26 protein-coding genes and 1 tRNA gene are annotated in these 24,246 nt (G+C 67.8%); 16 read left to right on the top strand and 11 right to left on the bottom strand.

What is annotated here, in order from left to right:
- Positions 1-88: 88 nt before the first annotated feature.
- Positions 89-724 (bottom strand): DUF2461 domain-containing protein, encoded by a 636-nt coding sequence (locus G6034_RS00415; RefSeq protein WP_176633125.1) that lies wholly within the window; start codon positions 722-724, stop codon positions 89-91.
- A gap of 142 nt (positions 725-866) precedes the next feature.
- On the opposite strand from G6034_RS00415, the gene G6034_RS00410 reads away from it, so the two are divergent.
- Positions 867-1,295, top strand: coding sequence for a Fur family transcriptional regulator (locus G6034_RS00410; protein ID WP_176633124.1), 429 nt, complete (start codon positions 867-869; stop codon positions 1,293-1,295).
- 33 nt (positions 1,296-1,328) lie between these two features.
- Positions 1,329-2,792 (top strand): catalase, encoded by a 1,464-nt coding sequence (locus G6034_RS00405; RefSeq protein WP_176633123.1) that lies wholly within the window; start codon positions 1,329-1,331, stop codon positions 2,790-2,792.
- Between the two features lie 164 nt (positions 2,793-2,956).
- Here the strand turns inward: G6034_RS00405 and G6034_RS00400 are convergent, their stop codons facing one another.
- Complete coding sequence (locus tag G6034_RS00400) at positions 2,957-3,343, bottom strand: ankyrin repeat domain-containing protein (protein WP_176633122.1); 387 nt, start codon at positions 3,341-3,343, stop codon at positions 2,957-2,959.
- A gap of 347 nt (positions 3,344-3,690) precedes the next feature.
- Between G6034_RS00400 and G6034_RS00395 the strand changes: the two genes are divergently transcribed.
- From G6034_RS00395 to G6034_RS00375, 5 genes are all read left to right on the top strand, one after another.
- Positions 3,691-4,995 carry an MFS transporter gene (locus tag G6034_RS00395; protein ID WP_176633121.1) on the top strand — a complete coding sequence of 435 codons (1,305 nt, stop codon included), beginning with the start codon at positions 3,691-3,693 and terminating at the stop codon, positions 4,993-4,995.
- 98 nt (positions 4,996-5,093) lie between these two features.
- Complete coding sequence (gene htpX / locus G6034_RS00390) at positions 5,094-5,963, top strand: zinc metalloprotease HtpX (protein ID WP_176633120.1); 870 nt, start codon at positions 5,094-5,096, stop codon at positions 5,961-5,963.
- Between the two features lie 469 nt (positions 5,964-6,432).
- Positions 6,433-7,134, top strand: coding sequence for a histidine phosphatase family protein (locus tag G6034_RS00385; RefSeq protein ID WP_176633119.1), 702 nt, complete (start codon positions 6,433-6,435; stop codon positions 7,132-7,134).
- Entirely contained in the window at positions 7,121-8,431 is a 1,311-nt protein-coding gene (locus G6034_RS00380) for a histidine kinase (RefSeq protein WP_176633118.1), read from the top strand. Before G6034_RS00385 ends, G6034_RS00380 begins: the two co-directional genes overlap by 14 nt.
- On the top strand, positions 8,431-9,108 hold the full coding sequence (locus G6034_RS00375) for a response regulator (protein ID WP_176633117.1): 678 nt from the start codon (positions 8,431-8,433) through the stop codon (positions 9,106-9,108). Before G6034_RS00380 ends, G6034_RS00375 begins: the two co-directional genes overlap by 1 nt.
- A gap of 27 nt (positions 9,109-9,135) precedes the next feature.
- On the opposite strand, the gene G6034_RS00370 is transcribed toward G6034_RS00375, so the two are convergent.
- Positions 9,136-9,909, bottom strand: coding sequence for a VOC family protein (locus G6034_RS00370; protein WP_176633116.1), 774 nt, complete (start codon positions 9,907-9,909; stop codon positions 9,136-9,138).
- Between the two features lie 166 nt (positions 9,910-10,075).
- Positions 10,076-10,564, bottom strand: coding sequence for a YajQ family cyclic di-GMP-binding protein (locus G6034_RS00365; RefSeq protein ID WP_176633115.1), 489 nt, complete (start codon positions 10,562-10,564; stop codon positions 10,076-10,078).
- Between the two features lie 172 nt (positions 10,565-10,736).
- Between G6034_RS00365 and G6034_RS19630 the strand changes: the two genes are divergently transcribed.
- From G6034_RS19630 to G6034_RS00345, 4 genes are all read left to right on the top strand, one after another.
- The gene (locus G6034_RS19630) at positions 10,737-11,093 is read left to right on the top strand and encodes a hypothetical protein (RefSeq protein ID WP_246295181.1); all 357 of its coding nucleotides are present in this window, start codon (positions 10,737-10,739) and stop codon (positions 11,091-11,093) included.
- Between the two features lie 125 nt (positions 11,094-11,218).
- Positions 11,219-11,303: transfer RNA gene (locus tag G6034_RS00355), tRNA-Tyr, on the top strand.
- Positions 11,304-11,395: 92 nt separating this feature from the next.
- Positions 11,396-12,073 (top strand): hypothetical protein, encoded by a 678-nt coding sequence (locus G6034_RS00350; protein ID WP_176633114.1) that lies wholly within the window; start codon positions 11,396-11,398, stop codon positions 12,071-12,073.
- A 65-nt stretch (positions 12,074-12,138) separates the two neighbouring features.
- Entirely contained in the window at positions 12,139-12,762 is a 624-nt protein-coding gene (locus G6034_RS00345; RefSeq protein WP_176633113.1) for a sunset domain-containing protein, read from the top strand.
- A gap of 175 nt (positions 12,763-12,937) precedes the next feature.
- On the opposite strand, the gene G6034_RS00340 is transcribed toward G6034_RS00345, so the two are convergent.
- Positions 12,938-13,195, bottom strand: coding sequence for a hypothetical protein (locus tag G6034_RS00340; RefSeq protein WP_176633056.1), 258 nt, complete (start codon positions 13,193-13,195; stop codon positions 12,938-12,940).
- A 75-nt stretch (positions 13,196-13,270) separates the two neighbouring features.
- The gene (locus G6034_RS00335) at positions 13,271-13,870 is read right to left on the bottom strand and encodes a GNAT family N-acetyltransferase (protein WP_176633112.1); all 600 of its coding nucleotides are present in this window, start codon (positions 13,868-13,870) and stop codon (positions 13,271-13,273) included.
- 61 nt (positions 13,871-13,931) lie between these two features.
- Here G6034_RS00335 and G6034_RS00330 point away from each other — a divergent pair, with 61 nt between their 5' ends.
- The 3 genes from G6034_RS00330 to G6034_RS00320 all read left to right on the top strand — a co-directional run bounded on the left by G6034_RS00330 (position 13,932) and on the right by G6034_RS00320 (position 16,113).
- A complete protein-coding gene (locus tag G6034_RS00330) occupies positions 13,932-14,363 on the top strand; it encodes a MarR family winged helix-turn-helix transcriptional regulator (RefSeq protein ID WP_176633111.1) in 432 nt (143 codons plus the stop codon).
- A 63-nt stretch (positions 14,364-14,426) separates the two neighbouring features.
- Entirely contained in the window at positions 14,427-15,656 is a 1,230-nt protein-coding gene (locus G6034_RS00325) for an MFS transporter (protein ID WP_425485428.1), read from the top strand.
- 73 nt (positions 15,657-15,729) lie between these two features.
- Entirely contained in the window at positions 15,730-16,113 is a 384-nt protein-coding gene (locus G6034_RS00320) for a thioredoxin family protein (protein ID WP_176633109.1), read from the top strand.
- 54 nt (positions 16,114-16,167) lie between these two features.
- Here G6034_RS00320 and G6034_RS00315 read toward each other — a convergent pair whose 3' ends face one another.
- Together G6034_RS00315 and G6034_RS00310 are read right to left on the bottom strand one after the other, a co-directional pair.
- Complete coding sequence (locus tag G6034_RS00315) at positions 16,168-16,446, bottom strand: putative quinol monooxygenase (protein WP_176633108.1); 279 nt, start codon at positions 16,444-16,446, stop codon at positions 16,168-16,170.
- A gap of 72 nt (positions 16,447-16,518) precedes the next feature.
- The gene (locus tag G6034_RS00310) at positions 16,519-17,475 is read right to left on the bottom strand and encodes a DNA-3-methyladenine glycosylase family protein (RefSeq protein ID WP_176633107.1); all 957 of its coding nucleotides are present in this window, start codon (positions 17,473-17,475) and stop codon (positions 16,519-16,521) included.
- A gap of 318 nt (positions 17,476-17,793) precedes the next feature.
- Between G6034_RS00310 and G6034_RS00305 the strand changes: the two genes are divergently transcribed.
- A complete protein-coding gene (locus tag G6034_RS00305) occupies positions 17,794-17,931 on the top strand; it encodes a hypothetical protein (protein WP_176633106.1) in 138 nt (45 codons plus the stop codon).
- Between the two features lie 22 nt (positions 17,932-17,953).
- On the opposite strand, the gene G6034_RS00300 is transcribed toward G6034_RS00305, so the two are convergent.
- The gene (locus G6034_RS00300; RefSeq protein WP_176633105.1) at positions 17,954-18,898 is read right to left on the bottom strand and encodes a LysR substrate-binding domain-containing protein; all 945 of its coding nucleotides are present in this window, start codon (positions 18,896-18,898) and stop codon (positions 17,954-17,956) included.
- A 176-nt stretch (positions 18,899-19,074) separates the two neighbouring features.
- Here G6034_RS00300 and G6034_RS00295 point away from each other — a divergent pair, with 176 nt between their 5' ends.
- Positions 19,075-22,527 (top strand): bifunctional proline dehydrogenase/L-glutamate gamma-semialdehyde dehydrogenase, encoded by a 3,453-nt coding sequence (locus tag G6034_RS00295; RefSeq protein WP_176633104.1) that lies wholly within the window; start codon positions 19,075-19,077, stop codon positions 22,525-22,527.
- A 103-nt stretch (positions 22,528-22,630) separates the two neighbouring features.
- Here the strand turns inward: G6034_RS00295 and G6034_RS00290 are convergent, their stop codons facing one another.
- Together G6034_RS00290 and G6034_RS00285 are read right to left on the bottom strand one after the other, a co-directional pair.
- The gene (locus G6034_RS00290; RefSeq protein WP_176633103.1) at positions 22,631-23,635 is read right to left on the bottom strand and encodes a type IV toxin-antitoxin system AbiEi family antitoxin domain-containing protein; all 1,005 of its coding nucleotides are present in this window, start codon (positions 23,633-23,635) and stop codon (positions 22,631-22,633) included.
- Positions 23,636-23,818: 183 nt separating this feature from the next.
- Positions 23,819-24,220, bottom strand: coding sequence for a VOC family protein (locus G6034_RS00285; protein ID WP_176633102.1), 402 nt, complete (start codon positions 24,218-24,220; stop codon positions 23,819-23,821).
- Between the last annotated feature and the right edge of the window lie 26 nt (positions 24,221-24,246).

Below are 24,246 nucleotides of genomic sequence, written 5' to 3'. Positions count from 1 at the left end.
CTCCGCAGCGGGGCCCTGTCCCGTGGGTCCTGGCGGGTTCTGTGACTGTACATCCGCGGCGCCAAGCAATCGACCAATCTGGCCTGGGTCACGGAGCCGCGTAGCGGATGGTCCAGTCAACGAGGGGGCGCAGCTGCTCCCAGCGCCGGGCGACCTCGTTGCGCGCGCCCGCCGTCTCCATCCAGTCCGGCTGTCCCAGGTGCATGGAGGCGCTGAGTGTCCTGTGCTTGAGCAGTTCCGCGCGCGCATGGTCCTTCGGGAAGCCGCGTGGAACGGTCTTGAGCCTGTTCCCGTCGACCGAAAACCCGGACTCCGAGAGGGCCTGCGCAATGCCGGCCAGCGCGTCCCCGCTGACGGGGGCGTCCACGGCCGTGCGGTAGCGGGCCAGCTGGGCGGGGGAAGTGGAATGAAATCCGCCGCCCAGCAGCAGACCGTCGGCGCTGACCTGAAGGTAGAAGCCGACGCCCTCATGGTTCGAGACAAACGCGCCCTGCGCTGTCTTGTAGGGGCTTTTGTCGGGTGAAAAGCGTACGTCACGGTTGGGGCGGAACAGCTTGGCGGGGCCGAACACCGGCGCCAGCTCCGCAAGGAGGGACTCCAGCGGCAGCCGCACCACGGCGTCGTACATGGCCTTGTGGGCCAGCCACCAGTCGCGGTTGTTGTTGTCCTCAAGCTCGGCGTAGAAGGCGCTGGCCGCGGTGGGGATGCCGGTGAAAGTTTCCATGAAGGCGAGCCTACGGACATCCCCGGCCGCACAACAGGGGGACCACGGAAGGTGTGGACGGCACGGTGGCCGGCAGCGCTTGTGGAGGGCGCGTCGAAAATTTAACTGGACTCAGTCCAGAAAACATGAAAGTGTGGGTCACATGGTCGATGTACGGGAACCGGAGGAGATGTTGCGGGCGGCTGCGCTGCGCGTGACACGGCCACGGCTGGCCGTCCTCCGGGCCGTCCGGGCCCATCCGCATGCCGATGCCGACACCATCATTGGTGCCGTCAGGGAAGTGCTGGGCAGCGTCTCCAAGCAGGCCGTCTATGACGTGCTGGCAGCCCTGGCAGACGCCGGACTGGTCCACAGGATTGAGCCTTCGGGGTCTCCGGCCCGGTTTGAGGCCCGGGTGGGCGACAACCACCACCACGTGGTGTGCCGCAGCTGCGGCGACATAGCCGATGTCGACTGTGCCGTTGGCGAGGCTCCGTGCCTGCACGCCTCCAACGACCACGGCTTCACCATTGACGAAGCCGAGGTCATTTACTGGGGCACCTGCCCGGACTGCGCCGCCAAGAAGACTTGAGAAACACAAAACACCTAGGAGCGAAATACTTTCATGGCTAATGACAACACTCTGCCGCTGACCACCGTCGCCGGGGCGCCCGTCGCCAACAACCAGGACAGCCTCACGGCCGGTCCCCGCGGCCCCATGCTTCTCCAGGATGCCTGGTTCCTGGAGAAGATGGCCCACTTTGACCGCGAGGTCATTCCCGAGCGCCGCATGCACGCCAAGGGCTCCGGCGCATTCGGCACCCTGACCATCACCAACGACATCTCCCGGTACACCAGCGCCAAGGTGTTCTCCGAGGTGGGCAAGAAGACGGACATGTTTGCCCGTTTCTCCACCGTGGCCGGCGAACGCGGCGCTGCCGACGCCGAGCGCGACATTCGCGGCTTTGCCGTGAAGTTCTACACCGAGGAAGGCAACTGGGACCTGGTGGGCAACAACACCCCCGTGTTCTTCTTCCGCGACCCGCTGAAGTTCCCCGACCTGAACCACGCAGTGAAGCGTGACCCACGCACCAACCTGCGCAGCGCCGAGAACAACTGGGACTTCTGGACCAACCTGCCCGAATCGCTGCACCAGGTCACGATCGTCATGTCCGACCGCGGCATCCCGGCGTCGTACCGCCACATGCACGGCTTCGGCTCGCACACCTACTCCCTGATCAACGCGGAGGGCGAGCGCTTCTGGGTCAAGTTCCACCACCGGACGCAGCAGGGCATCAAGAACCTCACGGACGAGGAAGCCGGCGCGCTCGTTGGCAGCGACCGCGAGTCGCACCAGCGCGACCTCTTCGACTCGATCGAGAACGGCGACTTCCCGAAGTGGAAGCTCATGATCCAGGTCATGCCCGAGGCCGACGCCGAGACCTACAAGTACCACCCCTTCGACCTCACCAAGGTCTGGTCCAAGAAGGACTACCCGTTGATTGAGGTGGGCGAGTGGGAACTGAACCGCAACGCCGAGAACTACTTTGCCGACGTCGAGCAGGCAGCATTCTCCCCCGCGAACGTGGTGCCGGGCATCAGCTACTCACCGGACCGCATGCTGCAGGGCCGCCTGTTCTCCTACGGTGACGCCCAGCGCTACCGCCTCGGAGTGAACCACCACCAGATCCCGGTGAACGCCCCGAAGAACCCGGTCAACTCCTACCACCGCGACGGCGCCATGCGCGTCGACGGCAACCAGGGCCGTACGCCGAGCATCCAGCCGAACTCCTACAGCCGCTGGGCCGAGCAGCCTGCCTACGCCGAGCCGGCCCACGCCGTCGGCGCCGTGGCCGACCGCTTCAACTACCGCGAGGACGATGCCAACTACTTTGAGCAGCCCGGCATCCTGTTCCGCGAAAAGATGACCGAAGAGCAGCGCCAAGTCCTCTTCGAGAACACCGCCCGCGCCATCGACGGTGCCTCCGAGGCCACCATTGAGCGCCACATCCACAACTGCACCCAGGCGGATCCCGCCTACGGCGAAGGTGTGCGCAAGGCCGTCGAGGCCCTGCAGGCGTCCAAGTAGCGCCCGCTTCTTCAAGCACGACGGCGGCACCTTGCCTTGCGCATCAAGCGTCAGGCGGGGTGCCGCCGCCGTCGGTTAACCCGCGCCGCGGCCCTGGCGGTGGTCGGGCAGCGAGCTCTGCGAGCGCGTCGAGACCCTGACAGGTTCAAGCGCCGGCGCCGGGCTCAGCCGAGCAGGTGTTCGCGGCCAAACATGGCCGAGGCCGCCCTTGCGGTGGGCGTCCCGGCGTCGAGGTCCGCCCCGGCGGCCACCAGCAGGGCCACGACGGCATCCTCGCCCTTGAACAGCGCGCCGGCGAGCGGCGCCTGGTCGCGGCCGTTGCGGATGTTGGCGTCGGCGCCACGGTCCAGCAGCATCTTCACGGACTCCGGTCGGCCGTTGTAGGCGGCCAGCATCAACAGGGTGTTGCCGCCCTCATCCTGCACATCCACAGCCAGTCCGTGGTCGAGGAATTCCGCGAGGTCGGCCGTGCGGCCCTCGCGGGCCAGGCCCATGGCCAGGGCGACGACCTTGGCGGCCTGTTCGTCGTTGAGTGAGGTGTCGGAAGTCATGTCTCCACAGTAGGCGATGGGCCGCCGGATTTCCCGCGAAAGTCCGCCTCGGAGGTCAAGTCCAGGCCGCCGCCCGCCACGGAGTTCCAGACATCCGCGGCCCACACCGTGGAACCGTGGGCGCCGGGCCGGGAGGCGCAAGGGGGTGGCCGCCGTCGTGCCTGCGGACGAGTGGAAAAGAGGTGGACGGCGGCCAGCGGAAACGTGGGCCGCCTGGTGCTCCAGAACGTGGAGGCGAACAGCTTGGCGTAAATCAAGGCCACGGCAATCCCCTCCCTGCGGGCCGGCGCCCAGGGATGCACTGCCGGCGTAGCTGAGGGGCGGCGCGGGGCGGTTAGGCTGGGCAGGTGCCAAAAATCCTTGCCGACGTGGCGCCGCTGAAGGAAAGCCCGGCGTTCAGGCGGCTGTGGCTGGGGAACGGGCTCTCGTCGATCGGGACGCAGCTGACGGTGGTGGCCGTCAGCCTCGAGGTGTACGACCTTACCGGCTCAACGCTGGCCGTTGGCATGCTGGGCCTGGTGGCCCTGCTCCCGCTCGTGTTTGCGGGCCTGTACGGCGGCTCCATCGCCGACGCGCACGACCGCCGGCGCGTGGCGCTGGCATCCTCCGCGGCCCTCTGGCTGGTGACCATCGGCATCGCCACACAGGCCTGGCTGGGGCTGGGCAATGTGTGGATACTGTACGGGCTGATCGCGGTCCAGTCCGCCGCCGCCGGGGTGAACGGTTCGGCACGCAGCGCCATTGTGCCGCGGCTGGTCCGCCCGGAACTGCTGCCCGCGGCGAACGCGCTCAGCATGATCGTCATGGGCCTGGGCACCACCATCGGGCCGCTGATGGCGGGAATCCTGGTGGCCGGCGTGGGTTATGGCTGGACGTACACCGTGGATGTTTTGACGTTCACGGCGTCGCTGTGGGCGCTGTTCAAGCTGCCGCCGCTGCCCCCGCTGGCGCCGCTGGGCGTTGGGGGCGGCGGGGGCGGCACGGTCCAGCGTGCCGGATTCAGGTCCGTGCTGGAGGGCTTCCGCTTCCTGGGCACGCGGCACAACGTGCGCATGACGTTCCTCGTCGACCTGTGTGCCATGGTCTTCGCCCTGCCCCGCGCCCTTTTGCCGGCCATCGGCGCCGTCTGGCTGGGCGGCGGGCAGCAGACCGCGGGGCTCCTGCTGGCGTCCATCGCCGCCGGGTCCTTTTTGGCCGCCCTGTTCTCCGGCCCGCTCGGCGGCGTGCGGCGCCAGGGCCTGGCCGTGGTCTGGTCCGTCACCGTGTGGGGGGCGGCGATCGCCGCGCTGGGCGGGGCGGTTTTGGCCGGCGGCCGCCACGGGTACGACGGCGGCGTGTCGCCCTGGATTGCGGGTGCGGCCGCGGCGCTGGTGGTGGCCGGCGTGGCCGATTCCATCAGTTCCGTGTTCCGCTCCACGATCCTGCAGTCGGCCACCCCGGACCACCTCCGGGGCCGGCTGCAGGGCATCTTTGTGGTGGTGGTGACGGGCGGCCCGCGCCTGGGCGACGTCTTCGCCGGCTCCACTGGCCAGTGGATCGGCGAGGGATGGGCTGCCGTGGCCGGCGGGCTGCTGTGCATTGCGGCCGTTTGGGGCCTGGCGTGGTGGCAGCGGGGCTTCCTCCACTATGACGCCCGCCACCCCAGGCCCTGAGGCGGGAACAAGGGCCCGGCCCGGCTCGTTTTACGTGAAGAAGGAATAGCACGATGAGGAATTGCACGATTAATGGACTGCGAGGGAAGGAAAGGCACGTGCACAGCCATTTCAACGGACTGAAGACCACTGCACTCTTCGGCGTGCTCTGGGCGGTCCTGCTCGGCATTGGTGCGTTGGTGGCCGGCGGGACCGGCAGTGCGGCTCCGCTGTGGATCTTTGCCCTGATCGGCGTCGGCACCACCGCCTACGGCTACTGGAACAGCGGCAAGATCGCCATCCGCTCCATGCAGGCCTACCCGGTCACGGAGGAACAGGCGCCGGGCATCTACCGCATTGTGCGCGAACTGTCAGTCAAGGCCAACCAGCCCATGCCCGCCATTTTCGTCTCGCCCACGCAGGCACCGAACGCCTTCGCCACGGGGCGCAACCCCAAGAATGCCGCCGTCTGCTGCACCGAGGGCATCCTGAACCTGCTGGACGAGCGGGAGCTGCGCGGCGTGCTGGGACACGAACTCATGCACGTGTACAACCGTGACATCCTCACCTCCTCCGTGGCGGCGGCCGTGGCCGGAGTCATCACCTCGGTGGCGCAGATGATGCTGTTCTTCGGTGGTGGCGACCGCCGCAATGCGAACCCGATCGCCATGATTGCCATGGCCCTGCTGGCCCCCATGGCCGCCTCCATGATCCAGCTGGCCATCAGCCGCACCCGGGAATACGACGCAGACGAGGACGGCTCGAAGCTGACCGACGACCCGCTGGCCCTCGCCTCCGCGCTCCACAAGCTCGAATCCGGCATCCAGCAGGCCCCGCTGCCCGAGGAGCAGAACCTTGTCAACGCCAGCCACCTGATGATCGCGAACCCCTTCCGAAACGGCGGTGCCCGCAGGCTGTTCTCCACCCACCCGCCCATGGCCGACCGCATCGCCCGGCTCGAAAGGATGGCCGGCCGCCCCCTGGGCTAGGCAATATCAGGCGGAGGCGGTTGTGCTTGCGGCCCGGCCGGGGCGGCCGATGGGCAGGAAGCGGTCACCATTTTGCTGCCTTGGTGGCGGAGAGCCCGCGACTCTTGGGCTGGCCGGCCTGGCGTGGGCGCCTCTCCTTCCCCCGCAACCCGAAGCCGAGCGCCACGGCGTGGTGAGTGCGGACATTTACCGATTGAGGACGGGGCCAAGCTGCGAGGAAGGGGCCGGCCCGTAACGGTGAAGGTCCCTATTTGATGAGGAAGGGGCCAACCCGTGAGACAGGTGCGAAGACCCACCTTTCTCGCGGGTGGGCCCCTTCCTCACGGATCCGGCACACCCACAGGTGCTGTCTTTTCCATGCCCGGGACAGCCAGTGGCACGGCCGGGATCTGCACAGGCCCGGGACCGGCATGTCCGGCGGACCGCCGCAACGCAGCGGGGGTCCAGCCAGGTAGGACAGAATGGGAATATGCGATTGATCCTGATTCGGCACGGCCAGACCCCCAACAATGTCCGCTCCCTGCTGGACACGGCCATTCCCGGCCCCGGGCTGACGGCCGTGGGCAAGCAGCAGGCGGCCGCCGTGCCCGGCGCCCTTAGCGGGCAGGTGATCAGCCGGCTTTACGTCTCCAACCTGACACGCACCACCCTGACGGCGGCGCCGCTCGCAGCGGACCGTGCCCTGGACGCGGTGGTCCGCCCGGGCATCCGCGAGATCAGCGCCGGCTCCCTGGAAATGAGGGGCGACCCCGACTCCATCACGGCGTACCTGGAAACAGTCAAGGCCTGGCTGGGCGGCGACCTGTCCGTCAGGATGCCCGGGGCCGACACCGGGGCGGAGGTGCTTGAACGCTTTGACGCCGTGGTGGCGGAGGCTGCCGCCGGCGACGGCAGGGGAGCCGTCGCCATGATCAGCCACGGCGCCATGATCCGCTTCTGGGCAGGGCACCGTGGCACCAACATCGACTGGTCGGACCCGAAGTACCACGAGCTCTCCAACACCGGGATTGTCACCCTTGACGGCGAGCCGGGCACCGGGAATGCCCCCGGCGGCTGGACGGTCACCGACTGGCAAGGCGCCCCCGCCGGCGGCGTGGGCGGCACCGACTTTGACGGCCCGACGGCAGACCTGGACGCGGACGCGCCCCGCACCGGCCATGCCCAAGACTAGGGGCGCGACCGCGGGGACGGCCGGGCTGGCCGCTGGCGGCCAGGGCGCGTTCAGCACCGCCAAGCTGTGGGACTTGAAGCGGACCAGCTGGGTGTGGCTGGGCACGGCCGCCGTGTGCATTGCCCTGCTTGCCGTCGGGGCTCCGCTGAACATGACCCTGTACCACATGGTGCTGCCCTTTGGGCTGGGCATGGCGATCCTGCATGCGGCGTCCCTCGGGCTGACGGCGGCGCGGCCCGTGGCCGGCATGCTGGTCTCCCTGGTTCCCATGGTGGTCATGCCGCTGGTGTCCATCCCGGAGGGGGCGGCCCCCCTGCCGTTCAGCGTGGTGGCCATGGTGACGCAGGTCCTGGTGATTTGCGTGGCCGGGCTGCGGAGCCACTGGATGGTGCCGGCCGCGGGGTGGCTGCTGAGCGTGGGCGTGGGGGTCATGGACAACTACCTGACCATGCCGAACGGGCAGACCCAGGGCGCCCAAATCAACGTGGTGGTCTTTGCGGCCGTGTCCGGCGGGCTGATGGTGGCCTCCGTCGTGGCCCAGCAATGGCAGCACCTCCGGGAGGAACTTGCCGCTGAACGCAGTGTCAGTGCTGAGGAACAGTCCCGCCGGCGGCTGGCCGAGGAACGCACGCGCATTGCCCGCGAACTGCACGACGTGGTGGCCCATGGAATGTCAGTGGTGGTGGTCCAGGCGACCACGGCCGCGTACCGGCACGCCGGGCTCAGCGACGAGCTCAAGCAGGAATTTGAGGACATCGCCGACAACTCGCGCCGCGCGATGACGGAAATGCGCAGCATGCTTGGCTCGCTGCGCGATTCCGGGGCGGGCCGCGCGACCGCCCCGCAGCCCGGCTTCGCGGACCTTGCGGGGCTTCTGGCTTCGGCCCGCACGGCGGGGGTGAGGGTCCGCGACCCCGCGCTTTCCGGTGTCGACCTCGACGCGGTGGGCGAGGTCATTGCCCTGACGGCCTACCGGATTGTCCAGGAGGCGCTGAGCAACGTGGTCCGCCACGCCCCGGGGGCGTCCGTGGAGATCCGCTTCACCACGGCGGGGGGCCGGCTGGAAGTGTCGGTGGTCAATTCGCCGTCGGCCGTTGGCGCCGTCATGGCCCAGCTGGACCGCGGTTCCCATGTGGGCCAGGGTTTGATCGGCATGCGGGAGCGCGCCACCATTGTGGGAGGCTCGGTCATATGCATGCCGACGCCGGAAGGCGGCTTCTCCGTGGTGGCCTCGCTGCCGCTGATCAGCGTGGGCAAGGCAGGCAGCGGCAGGACTCGGGAAGGGAAGGGAGCCTGATGGCCATCCGGGTGTTGGTGGTGGATGACCAGGCAATGGTCCGGGAGGGATTTGCCGCGCTGCTCGGCGCGCAGGCGGACATTGAGGTGGTGGGGCAGGCGGAGAACGGTGCCGTGGCCGTCGACCTGGCCGCGGCATGCCGCCCGGACGTGGTGCTCATGGATGTGCGCATGCCCGTGATGGACGGGCTGGAAGCCGCGCGGCGCATCCTGGCGCAGGCCGGCTGCGACGGTCCCCGGACGTCCGTCCACGTGCTGATGCTGACCACCTTTGACGTGGACGACTACGTTTATGACGCCCTGCGCATGGGCGCCAGCGGCTTCCTCTTGAAGGACGCGCTTGCCGACGAGCTGGTGGCGGCGGTGCGGATCGTGGCCGGCGGGGAGGCCCTGCTGGCGCCGTCCGTGACCAGACGGCTGATTGAACAGTTTGCGCAGTCCAACCCCCGCGCCGAACTGTCCAGGGACCGCCTCGACGGGCTGACCGAGCGCGAGCTGGAAGTCATGACGCTGGTGGGCCGCGGGCTGGCCAACCATGAAATTGCGGCGCAACTTTTCATCGCCCAGCAGACGGTGAAGACGCACGTGAGCAAGATCCTGGCCAAGCTGGAGTTGCGGGACCGCGTGCAGATGGTGGTGCTGGCCTACGACACCGGGCTCGTCGAGCCCGGTGCCTGAAGGCTGCGGCGGCCTGAAGGCGGCGGCCTACCGGACCGGCGGCTGGATGATCTTGAACATGGCCCCGGTGGGGTCGGTCAGCCCCGCCAGGCGGCCAAACGGCGTGTCCTCGGCGGCCTGGATCACGGTGGCGCCCAGGGCGAGGGCCGTCGCCACGGAGGCATCGGCGTCCGCCACCTGAAAGTAGACCTGCCACGTGGCGGGGAGGTGTGCGGGGAGGTCGTTGGTGGCGTCCAGGACGCCGGCCACGGCGTCCTGGCCCTCGCCCACCGTGGAGTACTTGAATTCCGCGGTGTCGCTCATGACGGCGGTCTTCCAGCCGAAGACGTCCTGGTAGAACCTGAGGGCGGCCGGGTAGTCCTTGGTCCAGAGCTCGTGCCAGCTCGCCGCGCCGTCGACGGCGTGGGCCTGGAAACCGGTGTGTCCGCCAAATTCCCACACGCCCACGGATGCGCCGCCGGGATCGCCCAGCATGGCCATCCTGCCCTGCTCGGGGACGTCCATGGGCGCCATGTAGGTGACGCCGCCGGCCGTGGTGGCCGCGGCAACGGTCGCGTCAATGTCCTCGACGCGGAGGTAGGTGGACCACATGTCCGGGTACCCGGCGTCGTCCTGGTTGCTTTGCATCAGCCCGGCCACGGACTTTCCATCCTTGAAGGCCATGATGTAGCCGCCGTACTTTTCGACGTCGCCCACCTCGTAGGTCCAGCCGAACAGGGCCGTGTAGAACTCCTTGGCCTTGGCCGGGTCCGAGGTCATCAAGTCGATCCAGCACGGTGCTCCCGCGGGGATTTCAGTCATGGCTGCTCCTTGCAAAAGTGAACGGGTCGATCAGCTAAACCACGAGCCTATGCCCGCCCGGACCGCCCCACAAGTACGGCAGGGCACTTGCAGGCTGGGAATTCACCCGGCGTTCACCACAGGATTCCCAGCACGCAGGTGCACTTCAAAAGTGCCGCGCGGGAGGTCAGCGCATGTTGACGAACTGCAGGTCCGCGTCCTCAAACTTGCGCAGCAGCGCCATGACGGCCTGCAGGTCGTCGCGGCTCTTGGAGCTCACACGCAGTTCGTCGCCCTGGATGGTGGACTTCACGCCCTTGGGCCCCTCGTCGCGGATGAGCTTGTTGATCTTCTTGGCCACGTCCTGGGCGATACCTTCCTTGATGGAGGCCTCCAGGCGGTATTCCTTGCCGGAGGCGTACGGCTCTCCCGCGTCGAGCGACTTCAGCGAAATGCCGCGCTTGATCAGTTTCGATTCGAAGACGTCCATGACGGCCATGACGCGCTCCTCGGAGTTGGCCTTGAGCAGGATCTTCTCGCCGCTGAAGTCGATCTCCGCGCCCACGCCCTTGAAGTCGTAGCGCTGGGCCACTTCCTTCTGGGCCTGGTTCAGCGCGTTGGCGACCTCCTGCTTGTCGACCTTGCTGACGACGTCAAACGTTGACTCACTAGCCATGGTTCCTCCTGCATAAATAAGCGACGGGCGTTCCGGTTGATTTGATGACAAGCCTAGCGCCCGCGGCATGGTCGGGTGGCGTTCACAGTTCGCTCCAAGCGGACGCGGGGCGGGAGCACATTTGGGACCGGCATCGTTGTACCCAGTGACAGACGCCATTTCAGGAGGACTGATGAGACAAGCCCAAGGCCCGACGCCGGATCCCGGCCCCGCTCCTGCCGCACCATCCGCTGTGCCGCCCGTGGACTGCAACGCGGCCGTGGCCAGGCCCCGGCCCGGTGTGAAGGCGACGGTGGGAACGGCGATGGCGGCGGCAACCCTGGCGGCCGTGACGGTCCTCGCCGCCCCGGTCATCAGCCAGGATCCTGCGGCCATCCTCGCGTCGCCGGTCAACTCGGCGTCGTCGCGGATCGCCGGCGTGCACGAGGACATTGCCCGCGCCGTGGCCTTGAATCAGGTGACGCCCGAACAGGCCGCGTTCCTGGAGAAACAGCTGGTCCGGCGCATCCAGGCAGGCACCCAGGCCTGATCTCCGGCAGTGCCGGCCACGGAAAACTCCCGATTCGATTCTTGGCCAAATACCTTGTATTGTTTTACTGCTCCCACTTGATGGGGGTGATTGTCGGGCGGGAATGATCACGCTTGGCAGGCCATGGCAGATTACCCGAGTGGCCAAAGGGGGCTGACTGTAAATCAGCTGGCAACGCCTTCACTGGTTCGAATCCAGTATCTGCCACCAGTCCCGGAAGCCCGGAGCGCCGCACAGCGGGGTTCCGGGCTTCCGCCGTTAATGGGGGTCCACGCGCAGGGCGGGGGAACTACAGTTAAGGCATGGAATATCTCGTGCCGCTGGTCATTGTGCTGGTCATCGTCATTGCCGTGATCGTGGGCGCACGAGTCATGGGGCGCAGGGGCCGGGCCATGCAGGATGCCCAGGGACCGGGGCCGCGAACGGCGGCCCCGGCGCAACGCCGGCCACGGGCAACGCGCGAGATGGCGGTGGAGGCCAGCGCCAAATTGTCGCCGGAAGCGCACCGTGCCGTCTATTCCCTCATTGCACGCCAGCAGGTGCTCGACGCCGTGAAAGCCTACCGGAAGGCCACCAACTCCAGCCTGGGCCAGTCCGCGGCCGCGGTGGCGGCACTTGCCGAGTTCCCGCAGCCGCTGCCGGACCCTGTCGCCGCGGAGGCGCCGCTGTTGGTCGAGGACATCCTCGAGGCCGTGCCCAAGCCTGCCGTGCCCAAGCCTGCCGTGCCCAAGCCCGCCGAGGCGAAGCCTGCGGAGCCAGGTCCGGCCGCGGGCGCCTACCGCTACCGCGCCATCGTCTCGCGGGGCGAGGAGGTCCGCGAGGTGGCCAGCACGCGGCTCAATGAAGAGGTTTTCGGGCGCATCCGTTCCCTTGCGCTTTCCGGTGACCTCGACGGCGCTGCCGGCCTCCTGCGCGACCATGCGGACATTTCCGGAGACGACGCCCGCGAGTTTGTCTCGATGATCGGCCTGGAGGAGTAGCCGGCAGATAGCATGAGACGTCAACGTCATCTGCCGTCTTGACGGCCGGCTCCTTGGGGGAGAACTTGAACAAGTCACTGCACAAACACCGGTCCGCCCTGCGCCGCCTCATCCTTGTCGCCGCCGCGTCCCTGGCCGTCCTTGCCCCGGCCCTGGCGGCACCGGTCCACGCCGCCGCCACGGCGAACAGCCGCGTGGCCACGTTCGCGGCCGGTCCCGCCAGCGTCGTCAAGGGGAAACCGGTCACCATCTCGGCGCAGGCGCAGAAGGTTGCCGGTGCCCGCTGGGTGAATACCGGGGCCGTCACCGCAACCGTCTATTTTGATCCCGACGGGGCGGCCCCGAACAAGGCGGCGCGGACGGTGCGCAGCAATGCCCGCGGATACGTCAGGCTGGCCTTTCCCGCAGCGGTGTCCGGAAAGTGGTCGCTGCGGATTCCCGGACAAGCGGCGTTGAAGGCGTCCTCCAGTGCGGCCAGGTACGTCAAAGTCCTCCCCGCGCCGAAACCAACGTCGTCCAGGCCGGCGAGCAAGTGGACCTGCCCGGCCTGGGCGCCCATCAAGGGCAACGCGCCGAGCAGGATCTACCACCTGAAGGGCCAGCGGTTCTACAACAGGACCACTCCGGAAATCTGCTTTGCCACTGAAGCGGCGGCACGTCAGGGCGGATACCGCAGGTCGAAAGTCTAGCCCGACCCGGCGGCCTGTTTGGCGGCGGCCGGACCGTCAGGGCCGCTCCTTGCATGTCCCACTTCCCGACAGACTTTAAGGCGCAATTCCAAATTCTGTAAGGCGCAATTCCAAATTTCCGCGCCCAATCCGGTCAAACCCGTCGGGGGCAGGGCAGGCATTCTTTGCCTCCGCGCTACGCCGGTTCGTCGCGTTCGAGCACAAAGCCGTCCTGGTGGTGGATGAGCTGGCGGCCCATGCCGGCGTCGAGCTGGATCCACAGGCATTGGCGGTCGTTGGTCAAGGTTTCAACCTTGCCCGAGAGGCGCCAGCCGCGTTCGTTGACGAGAGCAACGTGCTGGTCCCTGGACAGGGCAGGCCAGACTTCACTGTCGGCGCGCCCCTGGGATGCGTGGTCGGCGCCGCGGTGGTGGTGGTGGCTGGGACGGGTCAAAATTTCCTCCTGGCGGCTGGCGGCGGGTGATTTTGTTGCGGCTTGTCTTGCACCAGTTTTACTCAGCCAACATGTTCAAAATGCACGCACCAGGTTAATGGCCTGTGAACTCCATGTGTCTGCGCTGACCGGATCCGGCGAGCGGTTCACTGCGTCAATGGCGAAGACCAGGGAGTCCATCCACCGGCCGCTGATGAGGCGGTCGTTCTTCAGCAGCCCCACCTGCCCCATTCCCACTTTTTGCAGGACCCCTGCGGACGCCACGTTCTCGGGGCGGCAGGTGGCTGTGATGCGCGAGAGGTGCAATTGGGAAAATCCAAAGTCGATCAGGGCCGCGGCCGCTTCCGTGGCGTAGCCGTTCCCCCATTGGTCCGGGCGGATCGTGTAGCCAATTTCCGCCTCCCGCGCCCTGTCCCGTCGGGCCCGGGCGTTCATGGTCAGGCCGGCGGAGCCGATGACTTCGCCGTCCCGGGTGATGGCGAGTGTGTGGTTGGTGCGCGGCACCTCACTGGCCTTCCTGCGGCAAAATTCGAGGAAGTCGAGGGTGTCCTGTTCCGCGTTGGGTCCCCAGTCGACAAAGGCGGTGGTTCGGGGATCGGAGGCAAAGGCATGGACGGCCTCGAAATCCGACGCCCCGTAGTCGCGCAGCACCAGACGCCTTGTGGCCAACTTCATGGGGCAAGTCTAGGCGCTGGCGCTTTGACTGCCAGGCCCCACATTGTTAGACTACCTAACTATGAGCGAAGATCTTGAGGAACTGGCCGGCCGCTATCGTGACATCCTCCGCCAGGCCGTCTACCTCCTGCGGTCAATTGACGCCGAAGGCGAGCTGAGCACCAGCCAGGTCAGCACCTTGAACATGCTCGCCAGCCAACCGCTGCGGGTCGGCGCCGTGGCACGCTTTGCCGGGATCCGGGTGCCGAGCGCCACCGAGCAGGTCATCAAGCTCGAATCCGCGGGACTGGTCCAGCGGACGCCCGACGACTCGGATGCCCGGGCGGTGCTGGTCAGGTTGACGGAGGACGGGCGCAAGGCGCTCGCCCAAGCCAACAAGCGGCGAAACGCCGACGTCGCGGCGGCCCTTGCCACCCTCTCGGAGGAAGAGCGCGGGGCAGTGAAGAACGCCCTTCCCGCAATAGGCAAGCTCAATGCGGCGCTGAAGTCGTGACCACTGCGGCGGGTGGGTCCGCCGCCCGCGTACATGCAATTTGGATCATTTGAAGGAGTAAACGTGCAGGCCAATGCGGCAGAAAATGCTGTCCAGGAAATCGAGGACGTCCTCGTCGACGAGAAGCGGTCGATGCTCAAGCAGCCAAAGGCCGTGTGGGCCGTCGCCTTTGCGGCCGTCTTCGCGTTCATGGGGATCGGCCTGGTGGACCCGATCCTGCCGGCCATCGCCAAGAACCTGCAGGCCACGCCGAGCCAGGTGTCGCTGCTGTTCACCAGCTACTTCCTGGTGACGGCCATTTCCATGCTGATTACCGGATTTGTCTCCTCCCGCATCGGCGGCAAGAAGACACTGCTGATCGGCCTGTCCGTCATTGTGGTCTTTTCCGCCCTCTCCGGCCTGTCCAACACGGTCGATGCGCTGGTCGGTTTCCGAGCCGGCTGGGGGCTGGGCAACGCCCTGTTCGTGGCGACCTCGCTGGCCGTGATGGTGGGCGTGGCTTCCGGTGGCGCCGCGACCGCCATCATCCTCTATGAGGCGGCCTTGGGCCTGGGCCTTTCGCTTGGACCGCTCATGGGCGCGCTGCTGGGCGGCTGGCAGTGGCGGGCGCCGTTCTTCGGCACCGCAACGGCCATGGCGGTCGCCTTCATCCTGGTGGTCGTGCTGCTGCCGAAGACCCCCGTTCCCGCGGTGAAGACCAGGCTGCGGGACCCGCTGGTGGCGTTGGGCCACAAGGGCCTGCGCACCACGGCCGGGAGCGCCCTGTTTTACAACTACGGCTTCTTCACCATCCTGGCGTTTGTGCCGTTCATTCTGGGCTTCAACGCCTACGGCATCGGTGCCGTGTTCTTTGGCTGGGGCGTGTCCGTGGCCGTGTTCTCCGTGTTCGTGGCCCCGATTGTGCAGCGCCGCTTCGGCCCGGTGAAGTCGCTTACCGGCTCGCTGCTGTGCCTGATGGTGGTGCTGGCCGGGCTGGCGCTGGCCGCCGGGCACTCGGTGACGGTGATCGTGGTCCTGACCGTCGTCTCCGGCGCGCTGCTGGGCATCAACAACACGCTGTTCACCGAAATGGCCATGGCCGTCTCCGATTCCCCGCGTCCCGTGGCGAGCGCCGGCTACAACTTTGTCCGCTGGATGGGCGGCGCCCTGGCCCCGTTCTCGGCTGCAAAAATTGCCGAGCACTCCTCCGCATCCGTCACCTTCCTGGTGGCTGCCGCCATGGTGCTGGTCAGCGCCGGGGTGGTCTTTGGCGGACGGAAGTACCTCGCCGCCCATGAGCCTCGGGGCGTTTGACGCCGATATTCCCGCTCACGCGCTGAGCGAAACCAGTAGCCATGCCTTCCCGCGGCCACGTACCGTGGGAGGCATGGCTACAGTTGAAATCACCACCGAATCGTTCGGCACCACCATCGAAAGCAACGACATCGTGTTCGTTGACTTTTGGGCCTCCTGGTGCCAGCCGTGCGTGCGCTTTGCGCCCACTTATGAGGCTGCCTCGGATAAGCACCACGACGTCGTGTTCGGCAAGGTCGACACCGAGGCGCAGCAGCAGCTCGCCGCCGAGGCCAACATCACCTCCATCCCCACGCTGATGGCGTTCCGCGAAAAGGTGCTGGTGTTCGCCCAGCCCGGCGCGCTCAGCGGCACGGACCTGGACAAGGTCATCACCGCCGTCAAGGACCTGGACATGGCCGAGGTCCACTCCGCCGTCGCGAAGCAGCAGGCCGAAGGGGCGGAGGGCGCCAAATAGCGTTCTCAATTCCTTCGGGATCGTGACCGGATCGGCCATTGCCTCCAACGGCGTTTAAAACCGTTCCAGCTTCACGGGCTCTGCCAGCAGCGCGCTCAGTGACTCGTTGAGGTCCTGCACGGCAATGCCCTTGCTGTGCTTGTCAAGGTCTTCCTCGGACGCCCACTGCTCGGTCAGGACGATCTTTTCCTCGGACGCCTGCGTGATCTCATACTGGATGCAGCCGGCCTCCTCAACGACCTGCTCGATGGCGATCTCGAGCGCAAGCTTCACACGGAAGAACTCGCCCTGGTTGGGGATGAAGGTGGCCTGGAGGTTGATGACGTCGCTCATGGGTTCAGCCTAGGGGACGCGGGCTTTGGGATGGGAAGACGTTCCGCAGTGTGAACGCCCCGGGCGGCGCCGTCAGTGCCCGCGATGGTCCTGGATTGTCATGCGCGGCCCGAACGCGGGTTTCCGGAAGCCGCTGAGGTACAGCATCCGCACCACGCGCTGCCGGTGCCCTGACCACGGTTCCAAAAGCTCCAGCATGCCGGAATCGTCCACGGGCCTCCCGGCCAGCGCCCAGCCCACAAAGGCGGCCAGATGGTAATCGCCCACGGCGACCTGGTCGGCGTCGCCGTGGGTGCGCTGGGTGACCTCGGCCGCGGTCCACGCACCGATCCCCGGGATGCCTTGCATTTTCGCGGCGGCTTCCGGGGCCGCCAGCGTTGCCAGCCGTTCCAGGCCCGACGCCGAACCCACCGCGCGCAGCACCGCCGCCGAACGCTGTGGTCCCACACCTGCCCCATGCCACTCCCACGAAGGGATTTTCGCCCATTGCCGCGGGGTGGGCGCGACCATCAGGTCAGCCGGGACGTCCGGGTGGCTGCCGGCGCCCGGCGCCGCGGAGCCGAACTTTCGCACGAGGGTGGCATAGCCGCGGCGGGCTTCCTGCGAGGTGACCTTTTGTTCCAGGATGGCGGGGACCAGGGAGTCAACCACGCGCCCGGTCGCGGGCAGGCGCAGGGCAGGGTTCCGGCGTCGTGCTTCCCGGGCGAGCCGGGGAAGGGTGGCGTGGAATTCCGGGGAATCAAAGCGGGACCAGTCGTCGCGGGCGCCGAGGAGGGCCGGGGCGCCCGCCAGTGCATGCCCGGCGCCAGGGCCCCAGGCGCGGGCGTGCAGCTCGGTGCCGCGCTGGCTGATGCCGAGCGTAGCCGGACCTCCCGGCGTGTTGAAGGCCAGCCAGGCGGCGCCGGGGGCGAGGCGCACCGTGCGGTCGGCGGGTCCCCGGCCGATGATGCCGAGCGTCTGGTGCAGGCTGTACGGGCCGCCGGCGTCCCAGACCAGCGGTGGCCCGGGGTGCGCGGCGGGGGCGGTCATGGATCCATGGTCCCACGCCGGGCTGGGAGGTGCTGGTCATGGCTGCTGAGGCGGGCCGTTCCGTCAGGAGCCATGGCCAAAGCACGACGGCGGCCATAGGCTGGGCGGATGGTTGTGGCAAGGGGAGTGGGGATGCCATGCAACGGGTTGGGAGCGTCTGGGGCAGGAAGGAACCTGCCAGCTGGCAGATGGGCGAGGACTTGTCATGGCCGCTCACTGTGGCCCTGTATGTCCGGGATGCCTTGAAACTGCCCGCCACGGCACCGTTCTTCATTCCGCCGCTGGTGCCGGCGGAAGTCCGCGCCCTTCAACCTGAACGTGCGCATCCTGCCGGTGGAAGGATTCTGGCTGCACCGGACCGGCCCCACGCGGGCGCTCATGAGCGAGGCCGCCCGCAGGAACCCGGCGCAAGTGCGCAGCCTGCTGGGCCCCATCGTCAGGGAACTGGCGCGCTAGGCCCGGCCGGCCGGCGTCGTACTTAAGATGGCAGCTCCGCCGGGTCCCCGGAAATGCCATGCGCCGCCCGTTCCAGGATTTCCCGGCATGCCAGGATGGCGGGGCGGCTGCGGCTGGCCCGCCGCGCCGCGGTGAACACCGTGCGTCGGGGGCGCCCCGGCAGCTCAATGAGGGTCAGGGCCGGGTCGCGGCCGGTCCACATCAGGTCGGGCATCAGCGCGACGGCGTTGCCGGACTCAATGAGGCGCACCTGGGCCTGGAGGTCGGCCGTTTCAAAGCGCACGTCCGGCTCAAATCCGGCCTGGCGGCACGCCTGCTCGGCCCAGTGCCGTGACGCCGCCCCACGCGGTTCCATGACCCACGGCAGCCCGGCCGTGTCCTCAATGTGCAGAACGGGCTCGCCGCGCAGATGGGACACGGTGCCCCTGACGCCGGGGGACGGGACAGCGAGGCGGATGGCGTCGGTGGTCAGCACGACGCGGTCCAGCTCGGGGTGGCGGGGGGCGGCATGGCCCGGATATTGCTCCGCGACCACCAGGTCAAAGTCGCGTGCCCAGGTTTCGTACAGGGCGGTTTCGGGCTCGCGCTGGGTCATTTCGATCCGCACGTCCGGGTAGTCCTGCGCCATGGCGGTCAGCATCTCCGGGAGCAGGGCCAGCGCGGCGGACTGGAACACGGCCAGCTTTACAGTTCCCGTGACGGTGGTGAGGGACGCGGACATGTCCGCCTCGGCCCGTTCCAGCGTCTCAAGGATTTCGGCGGTGTGGGCCACGAGGATCTGCGCCTGCGGTGTCAGCTGGACCCGCCGGCCCACCTTCCGCAGCAGTTTCACGCCTGCCTCCTTCTCCAGCAGGGCCAGCTGCTGGGACACGGCGGAAGGGCTGTATTGCAGGGCCAGGGCAACGTCGGCGAGGGTGCCGCGGATGTGCAATTCGCGCAGCAGGCGCAGGCGCTTGACGTCCAACACGGGGACCTCCGGAGGGTTAAGGGAATTTGACTAATATTCATCACAAAACATCACTTTTACTTATTGAATATTAGTCCCATACTGGACTTGAAGGGAACCACCCGGAGGCGCTGGGGACGCGCGGGACGGAGCCCGGCCCAGCCCAAGCACCAGCAGAAAAGAACGCACCAGCCACCATGACAAGCACCGTCAGCGCGGCCACCGCCGCCACCATTCCGGCACCCGGCAACGACCTCGCCGCCGAAACCATCGCCCTGGTCCGGCACTGGCTCACCGAGGCCGCAAAATTCCCCGCGGACATCTCGGCCCAGCGCCTCGCCGGCGTCCTGAAGGACCCCGGCGGCCTCGACTTCACGGTGGGCTTCGTCGACGGCGTGATCCGCCCCGAGGACCTCGCCGTGGCCGGCCGGAACCTGGCCGCGCTGGCGCCGAAGGTGCCCGCCTTCCTGCCGTGGTACATGCGAGGTGCCGTCCGCCTGGGCGGCGTCATGGCGCCCGTGTTGCCGCAGCTGGTCATCCCGATCGCGCGCCGGGTGCTGCGCGAGATGGTGGGGCACTTGATCGTGGATGCCACGGACGCCAAGCTGGGACCGGCCATCGCCAAGATCCGCCAGGGCGGCGTCGCCTTGAACCTCAACCTCCTCGGCGAGGCCGTGCTGGGCGAAAACGAGGCCGGCCGCCGGCTCGAGGGCACCATGCGCCTGCTGGCCCGGGACGACGTCGACTACGTCTCCATCAAGGAGTCCTCCACCGTGGCCCCCCATTCCGCCTGGGCCTTTGACGACGCCGTCAACCACGTGGTGGAGGAGCTCACCCCGCTCTACGCGCTGGCCAACTCCTTCCCGAAGCCAAAGTTCATCAACCTGGACATGGAGGAGTACAAGGACCTCACCATGACCATCGCCGTGTTCAAGCGCATCCTGGACAAGCCGGAGTTCAAGAACCTCGAGGCCGGCATTGTCCTCCAGGCCTACCTCCCGGACACCCTCGGCGCCATGATCGAGCTGCAGGAGTGGGCGGCCGCCCGAAGGGCCGACGGCGGCGCCGCCGTCAAGGTGCGCATCGTCAAGGGCGCCAACCTGCCCATGGAGCAGGTCCAGGCCTCCGTCTATGGCTGGCCACTGGCCACCTGGGGCACCAAGCAGGACTCGGACACGAACTACAAGCGCATCGTGAACTACGCGCTGACCCCGGAGCACATCGAGAACGTGCACATCGGCGTTGCCGGCCACAACCTCTTCGACGTGGCCCACGCCTGGCTGCTCGCCAAGGACCGCGGCATCAGCACCACCACCGGCCAGCTGGAATTTGAGATGCTCCTCGGCATGGCCACCGGCCAGGCCGAGGCCGTGCGCCGCGACGTGGGCTCCCTGCTGCTCTACACGCCCGTGGTCCACCCCGGCGAGTTCGACGTCGCCATCGCCTACCTGATCCGCCGCCTGGAGGAGGGCGCCAGCCAGGACAACTTCATGTCCGCCGTCTTTGAGCTCTCCGAGAACGAGGCCCTCTTCGAGCGCGAGAAGAACCGCTTCCTCGCCTCACTGGCCGCGCTGGACACCTCGGTCCCCGGCCCCAACCGCACCCAGGACCGCTCCGCCCCGGCCGCCCCCGCAGCGACCGACGCGTTCGCGAACACCCCGGACACCGACCCGGCCCTGCCCGCCAACCGCGCCTGGGGCAAGGAAATCCTGGCCCGCATCCCGGGCTCCGAGCTGGGCAACGACCTCGTTGCCGCCAGCCGCGTTTCCGGGCTGGACCAGCTGAACGGCATTGTGGACGCCGCCTTGGAGGCCGGAAGGGCCTGGGGTGCCATGGGCGGCGCCGGGCGTGCCGCTGTGCTGCACCGCGCCGGCGAGGTCCTGGAATCCCGCCGCGCGGAGCTCCTGGAGGTCATGGCCGCCGAGACCGGCAAGACCCTGGACCAAGGCGACCCCGAGGTCAGCGAAGCCATTGACTTCGCCCACTACTATGCCGAGCGGGCCAAGGACCTGGAAACGGTCGACGGCGCCACCTTTGTCCCCGCGAAACTCACCGTCGTCACCCCGCCGTGGAACTTTCCGGTCGCCATCCCGGCAGGGTCCACGCTCGCAGCCCTCGCCGCGGGATCCGCCGTCGTCATCAAGCCGGCAACCCAGGCGCGCCGCAGCGGCTCCGTCATGGTGCAGGCGCTCTGGGACGCCGGCGTCCCCCGCGAGGTGCTGGCGCTCGTGCAGCTGGAGGAGCGCGAGCTCGGCCGGGCGCTCATCTCCCACCCCGCCGTGAACCGGGTGATCCTGACGGGCGGCTATGAAACGGCCGAGCTGTTCCGCAGCTTCCGCACGGACCTGCCGCTGCTGGCCGAGACGTCCGGCAAGAACGCCATCATTGTCACGCCCAGCGCCGACCTGGACCTGGCCGCCAAGGATGTGGTGCAGTCCGCCTTTGGGCACGCCGGGCAGAAGTGTTCCGCCGCCTCCCTGGTCGTCATGGTCGGCTCCGTGGCAAAGTCCGCACGCTTCCACAACCAGCTCCTCGACGCCGCCCGCAGCATGTTCGTGGGCTACCCGGAAACCGCCACCAGCCAGATGGGACCGATCATCGAGCCGGCCGCCGGCAAGCTCCGCAAGGCGCTGACCACCCTGGACGACGGCGAATCCTGGGCCCTGGAGCCCAGGCAGCTCGACGCCACCGGCCGGCTGTGGTCCCCGGGCGTGCGCACCGGCGTTGCGGACGGTTCCGAATTCCACCTGACCGAATACTTTGGCCCCGTCCTGGGCGTCATGGCGGCGGAGACCCTTGAGGACGCCATCGCCATGGTCAACAAGATCGACTACGGACTGACCAGCGGGCTGCACTCGCTGGACCCGGCGGAGATCGGGCTGTGGCTGGACACCGTCCAGGCCGGCAACCTGTACGTGAACCGCGGCATCACCGGCGCCATCGTCCAGCGCCAGCCGTTCGGCGGCTGGAAGAAGTCGGCCGTGGGGGCCGGCACCAAGGCAGGCGGCCCCAACTATCTGGTGGGCCTGGGCAACTGGGTTCCCGCCCCGTCCACGGCCACGGCGCCGCTGGGCGACACGGCGCGCAAGCTGCTCACGGCCGCGTCGTCCCTGAGCGCCGACGAGCAGGCCTTCCTGACCCGCTCGCTGCACAGCGACGCCGCGGCCTGGGCTGCCGAGTTCGGCACCGCCAAGGACGTGTCCGGACTGTCCGCGGAGCGCAACGTGTTCCGCTACCTGCCGCTGAACCCGCTCGTCCGCCTGGCCGAGGGCGAGCCGGTGGCCAAGCTGCTGCGCGTGCTGGCGGCAGGCATCCTGGCCGGGGCCACCCCGGAGGTCTCCTCCGGCGTCGACCTTCCCAACGCCGTCAAGGCGCTGCTGGTGAGCCTGCGCATCCGTGTCACGGTGGAGAACGACGCCGACTGGCTCGCCACCGCGCGCCGCTTCGGTGCCGGGCGCATCCGCCTGATCGGCGGGGATCCGACGGCCGTGCATGAAGCCACCGGCGGCCGCCCCGACCTGGCGATCTACCACGGCGCGGTCACCGAGGCAGGACGCGTTGAGATGCTGCCATTCCTGCACGAGCAGGCCGTCAGCATCACGGCGCACCGCTTCGGGACGCCGAACCACCTCTCGGACGGGCTGATCTAGCCGGTTCGGCAGTCGAGCCCGTCGAGGCCCGCGCCCGTCCCCCATAAATGCGCCCCTTCCACCGGGCGCATTTATGGGGGACGGGCGCATTTCTTGCCAGGGACTACCTTTGCGGGATCCCGGCTTGGAGGAGCAGCTGTTCAAAGCCCCGAAGATCCATCATTTCCTGCCATGTCCATCGAAAGACGCCCACGTTCTGGGCGCGGATCTGGTCCTCACGGTTCTTCTCGGCCATGATCCGGTCCTGAAGCGACTTTCCGCCCGCCCAGTCCTTGCGCAGGTACTTGCCGCGGCCGTCGAACTCGCCAGCCTCGCGCTGCATCTCGAACCAAAAGTCAACGAATGCGTTGCTGCCATCGCGGAGAACGAAGCGGTGTTGCAGTTCCGGGGCGGCGAAACCCAGCTGCCTCATTCGGACCCGGCTGAGGGATTCGCCGGCAGAACCGGACAGTCCCGACGCGAACTCAATGACGGCCACGGCCCTGTTTCGGGCCGACTTTGACGGAAGGAACTCGGCCGCATGCAGCAGGTCCGGCTTGGACAGGGGCGCACCCTGCGGTTCATCGACGCGCCACACGGGCTCATGGTTGGATGCGGGGAAACCCATGGGAGTGAAGACGTTGACCGGCCGGGGATACGCGGCCGTGTGCAGGCTGGAATCACACACGGCCACGGCCCGTTCAAATGTCAGCCGGGTGATCAATTCCATGGTGGTGGTGAGCTTGTCCGTCAGGAGAAGTGGGCCGCAACGCACCACCCCGTCGTTGATACGCCCAAAATGCCGGGCGATGTCACCACGGCTGCGGCCGCCGCCCCTCTCCTCCGTCAGGACGTGCAGCTTTTGCGGAGTGCCGATGGTCCACAAGCCCCACAGAAGCGCGGCCGTGTTCCGGCAGAAGACCGGCTGGTGCCTGGTGGCCAGCTGGAACGCAATTGCACGAAGCCCGTACTGCGAGGACTCATCGAGTGGATGCCATTCAGAAGCCTCCGCATAGACGCCGCGGCGGACACGAACATAACGCCCGATGTTGCACAGCCGGGCGAGGAGCCGTGAGTCCTGGCCGGCAAGCTCCACATCGGAGGGGAGTATCAACCGTGGCGTGCTCATGCATCCAAGCGTTCCAGAGACCGGGGGACCATGTAAGTGGGGCCCGGCTGGACTGTGGATAACCCCTCGGAAGGGGCAACATCGGTTTGTCGATGCGTGCGGGCAGTTTGCGCGCCCGGTCCCCAAATATGCGCCCCGTGGAGCTGGCGCATTTTCGGGGGACGGGCGCATTTCCTGCGGAGGTCAGGCCTGCGAGATGCGGACCGTGTTGCCGGAGGGGTCGCGGAAGGCGCAGTCGCGCGGGCCCCACGGCTGTTCGATGGGTTCCTGCAGCACCTCCGCGCCAAACGCCCGGGCCTGCTCGAACGTGCCGTCGAGGTCGTCGGTCTGGAACACGAGCATGGGCAGCACGCCCTTGGTGAGCAGTTCCTGGAGGGCATCGCCGTCGGCCTGGGAGCGGCCGGCGTGCGGTTCGGAGATGACGATGCCCAGGCCGGGCTGGGCGTCGCTGCCCAGTGTGACCCAGTGGAAGCCGCCCGAGGCCACGTCGTTGAGGACGGACAGGCCCAGCCCGTCGCGGTAAAAGGCCACGGCCTCGTCCGTGTTGTTGACGGTGACGTTGGTGTATTGCAGTGAAATGGTCATGCAATGACGCTATCCTGTGACGCGGG

Origin of the sequence: Arthrobacter wenxiniae, assembly GCF_013376105.1 — a bacterium.
GTDB lineage: Bacteria > Actinomycetota > Actinomycetes > Actinomycetales > Micrococcaceae > Specibacter > Specibacter wenxiniae.
Note: the sequence above shows the minus strand (reverse complement) of the source record. Positions and strands in the feature narration are given on the sequence as shown.

Coding starts and splice junctions, on each gene's coding strand:
- G6034_RS00415 (WP_176633125.1), bottom strand. CDS start 724: ATGGAAACTTTCACCGGCATCCCCACCGCGGCCAGCGCCTTCTACGCC.
- G6034_RS00410 (WP_176633124.1), top strand. CDS start 867: ATGGTCGATGTACGGGAACCGGAGGAGATGTTGCGGGCGGCTGCGCTG.
- G6034_RS00405 (WP_176633123.1), top strand. CDS start 1,329: ATGGCTAATGACAACACTCTGCCGCTGACCACCGTCGCCGGGGCGCCC.
- G6034_RS00400 (WP_176633122.1), bottom strand. CDS start 3,343: ATGACTTCCGACACCTCACTCAACGACGAACAGGCCGCCAAGGTCGTC.
- G6034_RS00385 (WP_176633119.1), top strand. CDS start 6,433: ATGCGATTGATCCTGATTCGGCACGGCCAGACCCCCAACAATGTCCGC.
- G6034_RS00380 (WP_176633118.1), top strand. CDS start 7,121: ATGCCCAAGACTAGGGGCGCGACCGCGGGGACGGCCGGGCTGGCCGCT.
- G6034_RS00375 (WP_176633117.1), top strand. CDS start 8,431: ATGGCCATCCGGGTGTTGGTGGTGGATGACCAGGCAATGGTCCGGGAG.
- G6034_RS00370 (WP_176633116.1), bottom strand. CDS start 9,909: ATGACTGAAATCCCCGCGGGAGCACCGTGCTGGATCGACTTGATGACC.
- G6034_RS00365 (WP_176633115.1), bottom strand. CDS start 10,564: ATGGCTAGTGAGTCAACGTTTGACGTCGTCAGCAAGGTCGACAAGCAG.
- G6034_RS19630 (WP_246295181.1), top strand. CDS start 10,737: ATGAGACAAGCCCAAGGCCCGACGCCGGATCCCGGCCCCGCTCCTGCC.
- G6034_RS00350 (WP_176633114.1), top strand. CDS start 11,396: ATGGAATATCTCGTGCCGCTGGTCATTGTGCTGGTCATCGTCATTGCC.
- G6034_RS00335 (WP_176633112.1), bottom strand. CDS start 13,870: ATGAAGTTGGCCACAAGGCGTCTGGTGCTGCGCGACTACGGGGCGTCG.
- G6034_RS00330 (WP_176633111.1), top strand. CDS start 13,932: ATGAGCGAAGATCTTGAGGAACTGGCCGGCCGCTATCGTGACATCCTC.
- G6034_RS00320 (WP_176633109.1), top strand. CDS start 15,730: ATGGCTACAGTTGAAATCACCACCGAATCGTTCGGCACCACCATCGAA.
- G6034_RS00315 (WP_176633108.1), bottom strand. CDS start 16,446: ATGAGCGACGTCATCAACCTCCAGGCCACCTTCATCCCCAACCAGGGC.
- G6034_RS00310 (WP_176633107.1), bottom strand. CDS start 17,475: ATGACCGCCCCCGCCGCGCACCCCGGGCCACCGCTGGTCTGGGACGCC.
- G6034_RS00295 (WP_176633104.1), top strand. CDS start 19,075: ATGACAAGCACCGTCAGCGCGGCCACCGCCGCCACCATTCCGGCACCC.
- G6034_RS00290 (WP_176633103.1), bottom strand. CDS start 23,635: ATGAGCACGCCACGGTTGATACTCCCCTCCGATGTGGAGCTTGCCGGC.
- G6034_RS00285 (WP_176633102.1), bottom strand. CDS start 24,220: ATGACCATTTCACTGCAATACACCAACGTCACCGTCAACAACACGGAC.